Origin of the sequence: Mesorhizobium sp. YC-39, from assembly GCF_025753795.1 — a bacterium.
GTDB lineage: Bacteria > Pseudomonadota > Alphaproteobacteria > Rhizobiales > Rhizobiaceae > Mesorhizobium.
On the sequence record NZ_JAOWPS010000009.1, the window covers coordinates 74,456 to 87,982 of the forward strand.

10 protein-coding genes and 2 pseudogenes are annotated in these 13,527 nt (G+C 58.9%); 2 read left to right on the forward strand and 10 right to left on the reverse strand.

The window, feature by feature from the left end:
- Positions 1-24 precede the first annotated feature (24 nt).
- On the reverse strand, positions 25-708 hold the full coding sequence (locus OHD62_RS32130; protein WP_263791327.1) for a transposase: 684 nt from the start codon (positions 706-708) through the stop codon (positions 25-27).
- Between the two features lie 229 nt (positions 709-937).
- Here OHD62_RS32130 and OHD62_RS32135 point away from each other — a divergent pair, with 229 nt between their 5' ends.
- Entirely contained in the window at positions 938-1,396 is a 459-nt protein-coding gene (locus tag OHD62_RS32135) for a hypothetical protein (protein WP_263791330.1), read from the forward strand.
- On the opposite strand, the gene OHD62_RS32140 is transcribed toward OHD62_RS32135, so the two are convergent.
- From OHD62_RS32140 to OHD62_RS32175, 8 genes and pseudogenes are all read right to left on the reverse strand, one after another.
- The gene (locus OHD62_RS32140) at positions 1,347-1,769 is read right to left on the reverse strand and encodes a hypothetical protein (RefSeq protein WP_263791332.1); all 423 of its coding nucleotides are present in this window, start codon (positions 1,767-1,769) and stop codon (positions 1,347-1,349) included. The genes OHD62_RS32135 and OHD62_RS32140 overlap by 50 nt on opposite strands.
- A gap of 117 nt (positions 1,770-1,886) precedes the next feature.
- A complete protein-coding gene (locus OHD62_RS32145; protein ID WP_263791333.1) occupies positions 1,887-4,037 on the reverse strand; it encodes a ParB/RepB/Spo0J family partition protein in 2,151 nt (716 codons plus the stop codon).
- 283 nt (positions 4,038-4,320) lie between these two features.
- The gene (locus tag OHD62_RS32150) at positions 4,321-5,517 is read right to left on the reverse strand and encodes a DUF932 domain-containing protein (protein WP_263791335.1); all 1,197 of its coding nucleotides are present in this window, start codon (positions 5,515-5,517) and stop codon (positions 4,321-4,323) included.
- Positions 5,518-6,276: 759 nt separating this feature from the next.
- Positions 6,277-6,437: pseudogene (locus OHD62_RS32155) on the reverse strand (cold-shock protein).
- Between the two features lie 299 nt (positions 6,438-6,736).
- The gene (locus OHD62_RS32160; RefSeq protein ID WP_040581798.1) at positions 6,737-7,327 is read right to left on the reverse strand and encodes an RES family NAD+ phosphorylase; all 591 of its coding nucleotides are present in this window, start codon (positions 7,325-7,327) and stop codon (positions 6,737-6,739) included.
- A complete protein-coding gene (locus OHD62_RS32165; protein ID WP_006199596.1) occupies positions 7,324-7,935 on the reverse strand; it encodes a hypothetical protein in 612 nt (203 codons plus the stop codon). The genes OHD62_RS32160 and OHD62_RS32165 overlap by 4 nt, the downstream gene beginning before the upstream one ends.
- Positions 7,936-8,475: 540 nt before the next feature.
- Positions 8,476-8,769: a hypothetical protein gene (locus OHD62_RS32170; protein WP_263791339.1), complete on the reverse strand. Its 294-nt coding sequence runs from the start codon at positions 8,767-8,769 to the stop codon at positions 8,476-8,478.
- 1,232 nt (positions 8,770-10,001) lie between these two features.
- Positions 10,002-10,471 (reverse strand): annotated as a pseudogene (locus tag OHD62_RS32175) (formyltetrahydrofolate deformylase); the annotation flags it as partial.
- A 404-nt stretch (positions 10,472-10,875) separates the two neighbouring features.
- On the opposite strand from OHD62_RS32175, the gene OHD62_RS32180 reads away from it, so the two are divergent.
- A complete protein-coding gene (locus OHD62_RS32180) occupies positions 10,876-11,193 on the forward strand; it encodes a hypothetical protein (protein WP_263791341.1) in 318 nt (105 codons plus the stop codon).
- Between the two features lie 114 nt (positions 11,194-11,307).
- Here OHD62_RS32180 and OHD62_RS32185 read toward each other — a convergent pair whose 3' ends face one another.
- The gene (locus tag OHD62_RS32185; protein WP_263791343.1) at positions 11,308-13,266 is read right to left on the reverse strand and encodes a putative bifunctional diguanylate cyclase/phosphodiesterase; all 1,959 of its coding nucleotides are present in this window, start codon (positions 13,264-13,266) and stop codon (positions 11,308-11,310) included.
- Positions 13,267-13,527 lie beyond the last annotated feature (261 nt).

The window sequence follows — 13,527 nt, forward strand, 5'->3', positions numbered from 1 at the left end:
ATTTCCAGCGATACTCACGATGCCTTAGGCCAGGCCCAGCTTCTTCTTGAGCTCGGCATTTTCCTTGCGCAGACGGTCGGCAAGCAGGTTCTTCAGGCGCTTGTTTTCTTCTTCGAGCGCGACAAGATCACGGAGATCGCCGCTGTCTGAAGAAGGTGCGACAGCTCTCTTCCAATAATAGTAGGTCTGCTCGGATATGCCGGCCTGGCCGACCGCAATCTTGCTGGTCGCGCCGGCAGCGATCGATTTTTCGATCTGGGCAAGCTTCTGGGAGCGTTCCTTCTCGGAATATGTCTTGCGGACGGTCTTCGCTACCACGGGAGCTTCGGCGGCCTGGGGCGCAGGTTTCGCTCCGTTCTTGCGGACCGGCTTTACGAGCTCCGCCTTCGCTTTCTTTGCTCGCGGAACTTTCTTCTTGGATTCAGGCACTTCCACTTTGGCTGGGGCTACTGTCGTCTGAACAGTCTGAGCGTCCTGAAACTCGGCCATCATATACTCCGCTTGTGGTTTATCCCCTTCTTCAGCATCAAGGGGTCTTATACTGAAGTCAATGACCTGGGCATTTGGGAGCGGAGCAGCATAGCCCGGCTGCGTCATCTCCGTGGCAATCTTGGACAGGTCGAGATCGCCCCAGATCGAATGGCTTGGCTTCTGCTTACCGCGCCTCTGTTTCAGTTCCACGATGAATGGCCGGATCTGGCGCTTCATAGTCCGTTCCTTGATGTGAGCATGACTTGCTAGCCAAGTCGCAGTTTGGGTTAGCGAGTGCCAGACGTATCATATCGCTTTCGCCGTGATTTACCGGAGAAGCCCCGCAACGAGCAAGCGGTGTGTCATGAGCCTAGGGCAATCGGCTCAATCAACGGGGGCAAACGTGCCTACCGAGAGAGAGCTGCCTCATACACGCGATGCTCAGGCGTCGAGCCGGCGGGGTGCGATGACTGTGCACAATCCGGCTGGAGCGATTGCAATCCTTATATTCTTGGGAACTAATCTTCTCATGGCGGCGGATGAGTTGGACGCGCTTGTTTTCGGGATGGCGGTCGACAGCGTTCGTGCGCTTTCTATTCCTTTCGCGGAAAAAGTCGCGGAAATCGCCCACAGAAGCCAGGGCGTCGTGCTTTTCAATTTGCGCGTCGATGGCGACATGGAACTTCAGCGCGTCGCCGCCATTCGGTATCCAAGCAATCAGACAGGGGTTCTGGTGCTGGATAAGCAGGGCTTGGCGACCAGCAATTGCATGGTCAATGGCACTTTCTCCAGCTTTATCGCTCCGTTGGAGGACTGGAACACGCTGCCGCTCGCAACGCAGGCCAGGACGAGTATCGCCGGCCCGACCAGCCTGTTCATCGGCGCTTTACGCAATGCCGGATACCTCCCGCGTGGCAGGCACTGAACCCAAGTTTTGGTGAGGGCCGATGCTTGGTGATGGCACGGACGGCGGCGGCTAGCGCCGGAATGTCGTCCAGCATGCCGAGTGCGACGAAGTGGTTGACCCCGCCGGTATAGTCCTTACGGCCCTTGCAGGTCCTGATCAGGATGCCGTGACCAGAGGACAGGCCGAACTGGCCGACCTGGATATAGGCACGATCATGATGCAGGGTAATTTCACCGCAAACGGCGATGCCCGCCCTGTTTGAGCGCAGGTCAAAGCTTCCCTGCGGCAGCGCAAGTTCGGCGGCGAGTTTCTTCAGCCGTGAACGGGCTGTGGTGTGGAAACGTCTCTTCTGCTGCTCGTCGTAGGAGCAGGATCTTTTCCAGTCGAACATGTCGATCTCCATGAAACAAAAACGCCCGGGCGCGCTATGGCGATCCCGGGCTTGAGAGTGAGTTGGAACTGAAAAGGGTCCGGCGAAGGTGCCGGACCGGTGGGACCGGGAGGCCGACTATTCGGCGGCCTGGAGGTGGTCCGTTTCGTCGCCGTCGATGGTCACCGGCGCATCGGAGGACGGATCCGCATCGTCGGCGAGGAAGGCCGGAAGCTCGGCGGCATCGCCGTCGAGAGCCGCTTCGTCCGACATCTCGCTGGCGGCCGCGTCGCCAGCATCGGCAGACACTTCATCGACCTCAGCGCGCAGCGGCTCTGGCAGCCAGTTCGAGCCTTCGAGAAGACGGGCGGCTTCACGGGCCATGATGTCCTTCTTCATGTGGTCGATCAGCTGCGCGGAGTCTGCGCCACGCGCTTCACGGACAGCCTGTAGAATCCGCGCCTTGGTGAGCCTCCCGAGGAACTCGACCGTGGGCGTCCAGCCGGCGTCGACCATGTCGAACTGGAGCGAGCGGCCAAGCACGTCTGCATGCTCGAGCGCCTTAGCTCGCCTGTTCCAGGGTTCGACCACCGCATTGAGGGTCAGCGAGACGCAGTGCGCGAACAGCGCCTTGCGGCTTGCTTCATCGAGGCCGAGAAGGAAGTCCCACAGGCCTTCCGCCTCATCGGGCAAATCGCGGTCCCAGGCTTCGTGCCGCTCGGCGATTTCCTTGGCCCAGCATGTCTCGGCAAGACCGTCGACCTGGCTGAAGCTGCCGCTCTTCAGGCTGATCTCCAGGCACGTGTTCGGCGCGAAGCGATAGAAGACCTGCAGGACGAAGGCATGGAGTGCGGCGATGATGGCGATATCGACGTCGCCGGCGAGCGCGTTGCGTAGCGCTAGCGTGCGCTGAGCGGTCAGGTCGAAGACGAGCCGATCAGGCAGTGGCTTGATGCCATCGTCCTCGCCGTCGTCGCCAGAGGCGTCGTTCATCGGCTGGCCGTTGACGACAACACCATCGCCACCGTCGTCGCCATTGGATTGGGTTCCGCCGTCGGCGCTCCCTTCCTCGCCCTCAGCGACGTCGCCGGTCTCGGTCCGCGGCTCGTCCTCGGACCGCACGAAACCGGCGTCGACCTGGAGTTTGCCGTTCGCCGCAAGCGTAACGAACGCACCGGCAATCGCCTTCTGGGCGGGATCGTAGCTTTGAGGACGATCATCGATCGCATCGAGCTCGGCACCCAGCTGGTCGAGCTTCGCCTCGATTGCTTCGTCGGCATCCTCGGCCTTGGCATAGTCCGCATCCAGCTTGTCGTAGTCGGCCTTCAGCGCGTCGTAGCGTTCGATCTCCTCGGCGCTGAGCTCCCGCGCCTCGGCGTAGATGCGCCTCATGCCGGAGGTGTGGCCATACGGAAAGCTGATCGCCGCTTCCACCCATTTCCATCCTTCGGCGCGGATCGCCTCGGCATCCCCCTTCAGCCTGTCGAAGACAAGCTGCTCGAGGAGTGCCGCATCCTGGAACCAGCCGCCGGAATCCTGCTCGAACAGGTCGCGAAGGATGACGCCTCCAGCCGCTTCATAGGCATCGGCGCCGACATAGACGGCCCGACGATCGTCGGCTCGCACCGTCGTCTCCGTCAGCAGGCGCCTGATATAGTACGGTTCCTGCGTATGCGAGCTGGCAATCCGCTCCCAGACCTGTTCCTGGCGCGCGTGATCGTCCGAGATCGAAAACGCCATGATTTGCTCGAGACGGATTTCGTCCTTCTCGTAGAGCTCAAGCAGCTTTGGCGACACCGATGCGAGCCGCAGGCGCTGTCTCACGGTCGCCGGCGATACGAAGAAGCGGGCACCGATCTCGTCGGGATCGAGGCCCTGATCGCTGAGCGTCTTGAAGGCCCGAAACTGGTCGAGCGGGTGGAGGTCGGCGCGCCGCAGGTTTTCCGCAAGCGAATCCTCCTCGGCCGAGGTTTCCTGCCCGCGATTGACGATGCAGGGGATCAGCTCATCCTTGGCCAGGCGCTTCTGCTTGATGAGGATGCCGAGCGCCAGATAACGGCGGCCGCCGGCGGGCACTTCGAACGTGTCGGTCTCCTCGCCCTCGCCGTCGAGCACGGGACGGACGTTCAGGCTCTGGATCAACTTTCGCCGTCCGATGTCTTCGGCCAGCTGCTCGATCGACACTCCGTCCTTGATGCGCCTGACATTCTTCTGCGACAGCATTAGTTTGTCATAGGGAATATTCTCCGCGGCGTTCATCGCGATCTTCTGAATGGCGTTCTTTGCCATGGTCAGGTTCTCCATGACGGGCGGCCCGGGGCCTCTCCCCGAACCTCCAAGCCCGTCAAAAACCCTCCCCTCCCCCCTCTGCCTCCAGGCCTCACGCCGACCCGGCCCCGGCTCGCGGATCTCGACGCGACCAAGCCGCCGGAGGGGCCTCCAGCATGTTGGTCACAAGGTTCTCCCACGAAAAAAGCGCCGTCCACTTGCTTCGGAGGACCGCGCTTGGATTGATGAAGACGGCCCGGAGGCGAGGCCGGCGACGAGAGTTTTCGTGCCGGCCTCCTCAGGATCAGGCAGCGAAGTCGAGAAGCTTCTTGGCTTTGCCCTCCATGTCCAGGCGGACATCCTGATGCGGCTTGTCGCGCGCGACCCGCGTGATGCCCTGCACGAAATCAAAGATCGATTCCGGTGGTCTGCCTTCCTCCATGAGAACAGTATCGATGATCTTCGTGGTCTCGGACTTGGAGAAGCCGCGCTTGCGCAGGAAGTTTTGGCGATCTTCGTCGTCTCTGGCAACGATCCGTTGCCGCGCCGTCTTGATGCCGTTGACGAACGGCATGGGGGAGGAATCGGCAAACTGGATCAGGGCGGGCTCGGCTTCCAGGGCGAAACGGGAGGCCGCGTATTTTGAGTGGCGGATGGTGATTTCCTCGAAATCTTCCACGCCCCACAGGCAACGGTTCTGGCACACTGCGCGCAGATAGAAGCTGGCGATCCCGAGGGTGCGGGCTCCGACTTCGGAATTCCAGCAGTAGAAGCCGCGGAAATAGAGATCGGGTTCCCCATTTGGCAGCCGCCCGGCCTCGATCGGATTCAGATCGTCGACGAGGAACACAAAGACATCGCGGTCTGACGCGTAGAGCGTCGTGGTATCGCGGGAGATGTCGACGTGCGGATTGTAGATACCGGTCGACCAGTCGAGCACACCGGGCACCTTCCAGCGCGTGTCGCCGGTACCGTTGCCGGCGATCTTCTGCACGGCGTCGACGAGTTCTGAGTCAAATATTCTGCCGTAATCCGGGCCTGTCACCGCCCGCAACTCGAGGCGCCCGTTCTCGATTTCCAACGTCTTCACCTGCTCGGCGCGGTGGTTGAGGAGACCGTGCTGAAGGTTGATCGCCGCGAGCGGGGCTGGAAGCTGCCGCAGATAGGTGGCCGGTGCGCCGACCAGGCTGGCGAGTTGGCCAAAACTCCAATGCGTGGGGGCAACAGGGGCAGGCGCATCGGGCAGCATTAGCCTCAGGCGCTCCGGATCGTCGCGGCTGGCCTCGACGCGGATCAGCTCACTTTCGACGATGCGGGTTTTACTGCGCTCCGACCGGCTCTTCACCGCATTTCCAAGGTCGTTGAGCGACAGGTATCGCTCGTCCGCCGGCCGGTTGAACCATTCCGACGACACGCGGCCAATACGCTGGCCGCGGCTGACGTCGACCTTGTAACCGGCACGCTCGTTGCGCTTGGGCGCAAGAATTTTCATCTGAGTCATGGGCGTTGCTCCTTGGCGGACGCCGGGAGACTCTCTCCCGGACCTTTACCCGCCACCGCACCCCGCCCGCCCTCTTCCTCTCCCGGCACCCGCGCACCACTAGCAGCGTCGCCATTGCGGCAGCGGCCGCCTCAAGGCTGGCACCCAGAAAGGAAGGCTAGGGCTTCAGGAAAGCCCGAGCCTGGGACCAAGCGCCGCTTCACCCTCCGGACGCGTCAGAATTCGCTGTGCTTTCTTGCGCAACAAGACCGGTGCCCATCCGAATTCAGGTAGCGGCCTGCTGAAATTGGACAGGCAACTTGTCTTGAGATTGAGGCGGCGACTTGCCATTGCCCTTCGAATGACCGGCAAGAATGACAGGTCGAGAAGACGGCATCAGTCTTCCGCCTGCCGGGCTGGCGAAGATAAGCCATCGACTTGACAGCTCTCACCAAGGTTCTCATTTCACCCGGTGAAGTGGCAAAGCGATATTGCACGATTCTGGGCATCGAGATCGCGCAACCAGCGGCCGGACGTTGTCTCAGTTTACCCGTTTCTCGCGCGCAAGAAAAAGACCGGACCAAAGGTCCGGCCAAGTATGAAGGTTAAAACCTCCAGAGGGGAACGCGTCGGACGAATGGGAGGAAACATCCGACGCAGCGCGCATATAGGTCAGCAAATGTGACACTTCAACGACATGCCGATAGGCCACCAGACTTGATCATCTTGGTGCACTGAAGTTTGTGTGCTTGATGCGCTTGCCGAAATCACATGGCTGGTTTAGCCAGCCTTGCTCAGGTTGCCGGCCGACGATTTGCCGGTCCGCCGATCCTTTTCTATCTCATAGTGGACCTTCTGGCCGTCAACGAGTGTCAACAAGCCCGCGCGCTCGACAGCAGAAATATGGACAAAAACTCCTGTCCACCACCGTCGGGCTGGATGAAGCTAAAACCCTTGGTCGCGTTGAACCACTTTACCGTTCAAGTCGCCATATAGGTGTTTCCTTGCCGGTTTATCGTGGACCCCAAGATCACATGGAAGGAAGGACCAAACGGCCCCCGTCATTTCCGAGCGCGACGGCAGGCGGCTTGAACTTCGTGTCAGAACAGACCCTGAGAGAACCATTCAAGAGTGCAAAAACATCCGAGACATGGTCATCAACGGCATGTAACCATTTAAGGCATGGGAATGTGTGATGGGGATGTGTTTGAGCTAAGCGGCACGCTCGGCGTTGGTTCCACTAGTGCGGAGCGAGTCCGACGTTGTATCGGCTGGCCAAACGCCAAAACCAATCCTGGTCTAGCTCTGAGACCCTTTCTGCCTCGACCAGTGCATCGGCGCATCGATCGAATAACGCGTAGCAAAGCTCTTCGTCGTCATGCCGCGCATTATAGGCAATACCGTCGCCATTGACCGGGTGTCGTGATAGCGCCTGCGACCAAATCTGAGATGTGTCGTATGGCAAACCCGAATGGACGATCTCTGCGGTAGCGCCGAGCACGGCGAGTCCCGGACCAGCAAGCTTGATCAATGACAGATCCGACCTCAGTTGGAGCCGAACGTAGGCCTTCCTTGCAAGGAGGTCGGTATCAATTAGCGAACGTCCCGGGCTTCTTAGGAAGGTTTCGGCAAATGCTCCTTCCGATCTCTTGGCGACATACAAAACTCCGTATGTCGCATCCGGCGCGTTTAATCTACCATCGCGAGACCTGTCGAAATATATCGGCTCGTATCTGGCGGTGTAGAAGCGATAGACATTCGTCCCCGCCGGCAACACCACCAACTCAGGAGTTCGCCTAACCAAATCTGGGGGCGGTAGCGGCCCGCTCACGCTCCCTGTGTGCCCATTCTCCGCGCGGCGTTGACGACCATGTCGATGTCGCCTGCCTTAAGGACGTCGATGGGTCTACGTCCGCTCAGCCTGTCATCTGGTTGGGCGAGGAAGTTCAGCACCGTCCAGGGATTGCTCGTCGGCAAAGCGTCACGCACTGTCTTCAGGCCCGCGACAACAGCGCCATCCCGGGTGAACTGGAGCGTGGGGTAACTTCTTCGATTGCTGGGACCGGGGACGGCAAGCAGACTGCCTTCCTGCACCCGTTTGTCTATCGCCTGGCGTGATACGCCTTGCATTAACGTCCTGACCTGCTCCAGATCATAGGCGCCACCCGCCTGATGCAAATCTTCCTGAGCGATGCGAACCCCGTCCAGAAGGGCCTGAGATCGCGCATCCGGCTTGAATGCATCGCTGTTGACAACTGGAGTTCTGACTTTGCGGACATGACGAGCGACGACCTCGCGAACGGTGCCAAATCGCGTTGAGCTAGCGCGTTGGATTTTTCGAACCAACTCACTATTTTTCGACACGATTGCGATCTCCGTTCCGGCGGGAAGTTCAAAACCCTGCAAGAATGCTACAGGATCGCCTTCTACGGTCATCATTGCGACGGTCCTTCCAGGCGTCTTCCTACGTGACCTCTTCGCCAACGGGGGTTTGGGTTGCGTGTTGTGTGCCATATCGATCTCCTACATCGAAGATGGTGCAGGAGAGCAACTTTGTCAACTTCGACAACTTTGCAAACGCCGATGATTGGCTTGGTGCCTACCCCCGACGTTGGCGACGGCGATCTTGAGCGTAAGGCCCATTCGGGCGAACCTTCGCAGTCCAGACCCTCGAGAAGCGGTTCCGAGATGTTGAAGCTGACGTTCCGGTCATCATAGCCATAGTCATCGACGTAGGCCCTTGTCCGGAATCCGGTATGAATCCCGGCTGCGATTAGGGCTCCGTTCAAAACATCGGCGGCCCCAGCGTTCGCTCTCCCGATAGTCCTTCAAGTCTCGCAATCTAGCGCCCCATTGCCATCAGCATTTCGTCCATTCGTTCGAACAGTCTCGGGGGGCGTGACTTGCCCACTAGATATATGCGAGCCTCTCCCCGTTGCAACTCGCCCAGCTCTTAAGAGAGGACATAAGTCTCACGGATCAATTACACTCCAGCTTCGAGAGAGGCCCGCCCCGCCTTTCGCAACAGCGGGCTTTCGTGAGATCGGGCAATATCCGCATCTCCACGGTTGAGCCAACAGCCACGCGGCTCAACCTCTGTCTGAAGTCGGTTGCGGTGGCGGCTTGCAAATTCAAGCTGCTTTTTCGAGCGCCGTGGACCAGGTCCTTGACTACCTGGCATTTCATGATCTCGGCCGCCGTGTCATCAGCCGCAAGCAGCACTGTAAATGGCCTTTCGGCGATGTGTTTTTTCCGCCGGCGCCAGCTAGCCATCCAACGTCTCCCCCAAATCCGGTGCAGACATCAGCGTTCGTCGATTGGTGGCTTGCTAGCAAGGCCGAGCCTGGCTCGTTGGTCATCGGCGGAATTTTCGGCCGGAGACTGTGTCTTGAACCGAAGAACTGTCAGTTTGCCGTCCTCAACAATATGAACGACCCATCCCCCACCGGCGCGTTTGACGCGCACGTCATTAGGTTCGCCAGCCACCATCGCTGCCCCTCATTTTCGTCGCCCTGGACCGAGACTGGAAGTCACTCCCTGCACCGCGAAAAACACGGGACCTTACGTTACGTCAAGCAGAGATTTTCTGATAACTGACGCGCTCTATGGTTTGACCGCAGCGGCAATTTAGGTCCGGAACGTTCGGGCGCGCGTCATATTGCGATCGGATCGATTTAGATGCCCAAATTTTGCATTTTTATGCAGCCTTAATTATCTGCAGCTAATGTGATTGGGAGCGCGTATCCAGTTCGTGTAGCTCTGCAATAAAAGCCCGCCACTCTTGCCCTCAAGAGTAGCGGGCTTTTCGGCTGTGAAACGCTGGCGCGGAGAAGCTGTGTAGGTGGGATGTGCCGAACGACAGTTGGCCGCAAACAGGTTGCGACCGGTGTGCGGCAGGACATCGTCGGCAAACCGTGGTTTTTATAGCAGCGCGTCAAGATCGCTCCTGGTTTTGCCGAGCCGGCATGCGCAGCCACGGCGTTCCAGCCGAACTGAATCCGGCGCGCATCGTTAAATGTGGCGTTTTCGACTGGGTTGTTGTCGAGCTCGAGCCGGCCGTCGCCGAGGAAGCGAGTTAGCCCTCCCAATGGGCAAGACCATAGCCGATGTCTTCGGCCAGCTTTGAGCCCGAGGAGATCATCGACAATTGCTTCAAACCACGGAAAGGCGGCGATGATCGGGGGGCATTACCTGCTGTCAGGCGGTGAGCCGAGCTTATGGCGTCATGCCGCGGACCGTCGCCTCGACGGGCGTAGAGCGTGGCGATCTGGCGCACGGCGGCTTCGGCGATCGGGGACTTGGTGTTGTGCGCCAGCTTCCAAAACGTCGGTTGCGGCGCGGCGATCGATCAGAATGAGATTCGTATTGCCTCACCGGGGAATGCTCCGGACCGACATTGGTAGGCTGGACCGACATCGCAAGCCTTGTTTTCATACTCTCGCCTGCTTCAGCACCTCAATAACAGTTGCCGCAACCTGCTTGCCGTCGATGGTATTTGTCATCGCTTAGCCCATGCGCTCAGAAGCGTAGCTTCCCGGGCTTGCCGGGGAGACGACGGTTCGTCTGCCGTTGATGAAAGTGCGGTGGTGTATATGCGCATGTATGGCGCGTGCCAGCACCTGGCTTTCGACGTCGCGGCCCATCGAGACGTAGTCCTCGGCTGACTGCGCATGGGTGACGCGCACCGTGTCCTGCTCGATAATCGGGCATTCGTCGAGATCGGCGGTGACGTAGTGTGCTGTTGCCCCGATCAGCTTGACGCCGCGCTCATGGGCCTGCTTGTAGGGATTGGCGCCCTTGAAACTTGGCAGGAAAGAATGGTGGATGTTGATGATGCGGCCGGACATCTTGTTGCACATCTCGTCGGAGAGGACCTGCATGTAGCGGCGAGCACAATCCGCTCGGTGCCGGTCTGCTCAGCCAGATCGAGGATCTGCGCCTCGGCCTGAGCCTTGTTCTGCTTCGTCACCTTGACCCGCTGTTCCTAGCCCTCAGCCAGGTCCCAACCCTCTGCTGGATGCCGATCGTCATTCTCATCGTCGGCATTGACGAAGGCTTGAAGATCATCGTGATCGGATGGTCAGCTTTCACTCCAGTGGTACTGAACACATCCCAGGGCGTGCGCGACACCCGTCCTCGTTGCGCTCTATGCCGCCGGGGTCCACCGTCGCCATCAGCGTCGTCGGAAAAGTCCTGATACGCCCGGGAGCCGACAGGCCGGTGCCGTCCGTCGTCACGATCACGGTGCCGAGATGTTTTGTCAGTGTCGTCACGTGGCCTCACCTGTGGTCGCGCACGAAGGATGGAATCACGTCGTGCAGTTGTCATTCGTTGCTGCTTGGTTATATGGTTGCCGCCGACAGTCAGAAGAGAGCTTCCATGAATCCGATCAGACAGGTTCTCAACGTCCTGCTCCCCATCCGCCCAATTTCCGGCAAGAGCCCGGTCCGCTACGGGACAACCGCCCAAGCTCTTTCGTCGGCAATTCGGATCGCACGGCGCCGCAAAGCTGTCGACCTTACTGCATCATTCGCCACTGAATCTGTTATCGAGGAGATCGAAAACAGTTCTGTGCCTTGGGACTTCCTGAAGGACAGATCCGACGATGCTGCCCGGGAACCGACGCCTGCCATGGCCAAGAAAACTGTCGGAAATTCCGATGAGTTCGCGGAGTGGCATCGTCTGCCATCAAGATGAAAGCAGACCCATTGCCTCAAGAAAAATGTTGCCGGATGGCGTCCGCCTCGCCTCGTCACCGTTGGCATACGAGATAAAACCAGACCATCACCGGTAAAGTGCGGGTCGTGCCATTCATGTATTTAGCTGCTGACCAAACGACTCCGCAGCAGTGCCATGAATGTCGTCAATCCGGATAGGTTTCCCGATTAAATAGCCTTGAGCTTCGTCACATCTGACGCGGCGAAGATAGTCGAGCTGTTCGGGAGTTTCGACGCCTTCGGCCGTTACCTTAATTCGAAGCTCGTGCGCCAATTCAATCAGTGATCTCACAATCGCGGCGCAGTCCGCATCGGTGAGCATATCCTGGACAAAAGATCGGTCGATCTTGAGCCGCGAAAGAGGCAATTTACGAAGATACGTGAGTGATGAAAAGCCAGTGCCAAAATCGTCAAGGGCAACTGTGATGGATAGAAAACTCAACGATTGTAACAATGAAATGGCGCCTTCAAAATCCGAAATCAGCACCGACTCCGTAATCTCGACCTCCAGTCTTCGGGGCTCCAAACCGGCTTCAGCCAAGGCCATTGCAATTCCATCCAGCAAGGCCTTGTCCTTAAGCTGCACTGCCGACAAATTGACGGAGACCCGCAAGTCGCGCGGCCATTGTGCCGCGGCCAAGCAAGCCGTCTTGGCGGCCCAATGTCCGATGCCGTGAATCAATCCGGTTTCTTCAGCGATAGGAATGAACTCCGCTGGAGGGATCGCGCCAAGGGTCGGATGCTGCCACCGCAGAAGCGCTTCAAAACCACAGATGCGATCGCTCCCGAGGTTGAGAAAGGGTTGAAATGCGAGCCAGAGCTGGTCGTTGGCGAGCGCGGATGCCAGATCGCGTTCAAGGGCATGGCGCCTTGCAGCAGCCTCATCGTCATTTGCGCTGAAAAACTGGATGGAGCTCGCCCCCCGCGTCTTGGCCCTGTATAGCGCGGTATCGACGCACCGCAGGAGCTGGTTGGCATCCAAACCGTCAGTGGGCGCCAGAGCGATGCCGATAGAGGCCCTGCAATATATTTCGCGCCCTTCGATCAAGAACGGCGCGCGCATGACATCTATGATCTGTTTGGCCAAGGACCTGATTTGATCTGGCCTGATATCGCGTGCAGCGATTATTGCAAATTCGCCGCCCTCCAACCTGGCAATGCCATCGCACTCGCGCGTCGATTTGCGAAGTCTCGCAGCCACTTCGACCAAAAGGGCATCCGCCATTGCTCGACCAAAGTGATCATTCACCTCGTCGAAATTGTTAAGGTCGAATAAAAGTAACGCAAAGTGCTGGTCGAACTGCTTTGCGTCCACCAACGCGGTCTCAAGCCGCTCGTTGAAGCTGAACCGGTTTGGCAAACTGGTTAGAACATCCCTGCGAATGGCATTTTCGCTTTCCGCTTGTAGAATGAAGCGTTGGGTAAATTCGGACGCGTGAGCAAGCACTGCACGAAACAGCGTGATGGCGTAGCTCACTATCAGGATTGCGACGGGCAGATTGACGGCGTCTCCCACCCGCACAATGGCAACCGCCGAACCGACGAAGATCGGTAGCGTATACGCGATGGCCGCAATAGGAATCGTGCAAAAGGAAGCGGCACCGCCTGCGATCATCCCCGCGCTCAGGCAGGTGATGACGACTTGGGCGGCACTTGTTGCCCCACCGAAGAACAGAATGGGAAGTGCGCCCCACCAAGTACCGAACAGGAAGGCGTTCCGCACCAGGTTTTGCGTAGTCCGACGAGACACCGACCTTGGTTTGACTGACCGAAACGATGATCTCGCTCTCAAGCCCACGAAACCAGCGGCGACGATGATCCCACTCGACCAGACGATGGCTTTCGTCTGGTCGGGCGAGCCCCAAACCGCCATAACAAGAGTGGCTGCATTGAGTATATTGGCAACCATGCCAAGAAGGGTGTTGCGAAGCACGATACTGACCTGCTCCGCTCTAATGCGGCCGGCAAGTGGTTCGATCGTCGAGGGCCCGCCAAAAGCCCGCAGGTCGCCCGCCAGAAGGTCCCCGAGCCTTGCGGCAGACAGACGCTGCATCACTCTTTCACCCCCCGCTCTAGAGTAGTCGCTGCGTGTTGATCCCCTACCGAACAATTCGGTGAAAGTAAATTTCAACCGCAAATTTTGACAACACAGTTCGAAAGCCCCGAACGCCCACCGAACCTTTCGCGCCGGCCCATCCGCGCGCCATCGGGATCAAGCCTCCGCCTGCTCCGGCAGTCAAGCCAACCTGGGCCTTCGAATTGAAACGAATTTCCCCCAGCGCCGATCGTCATATCGCTCTTGTAGGGGACGCCG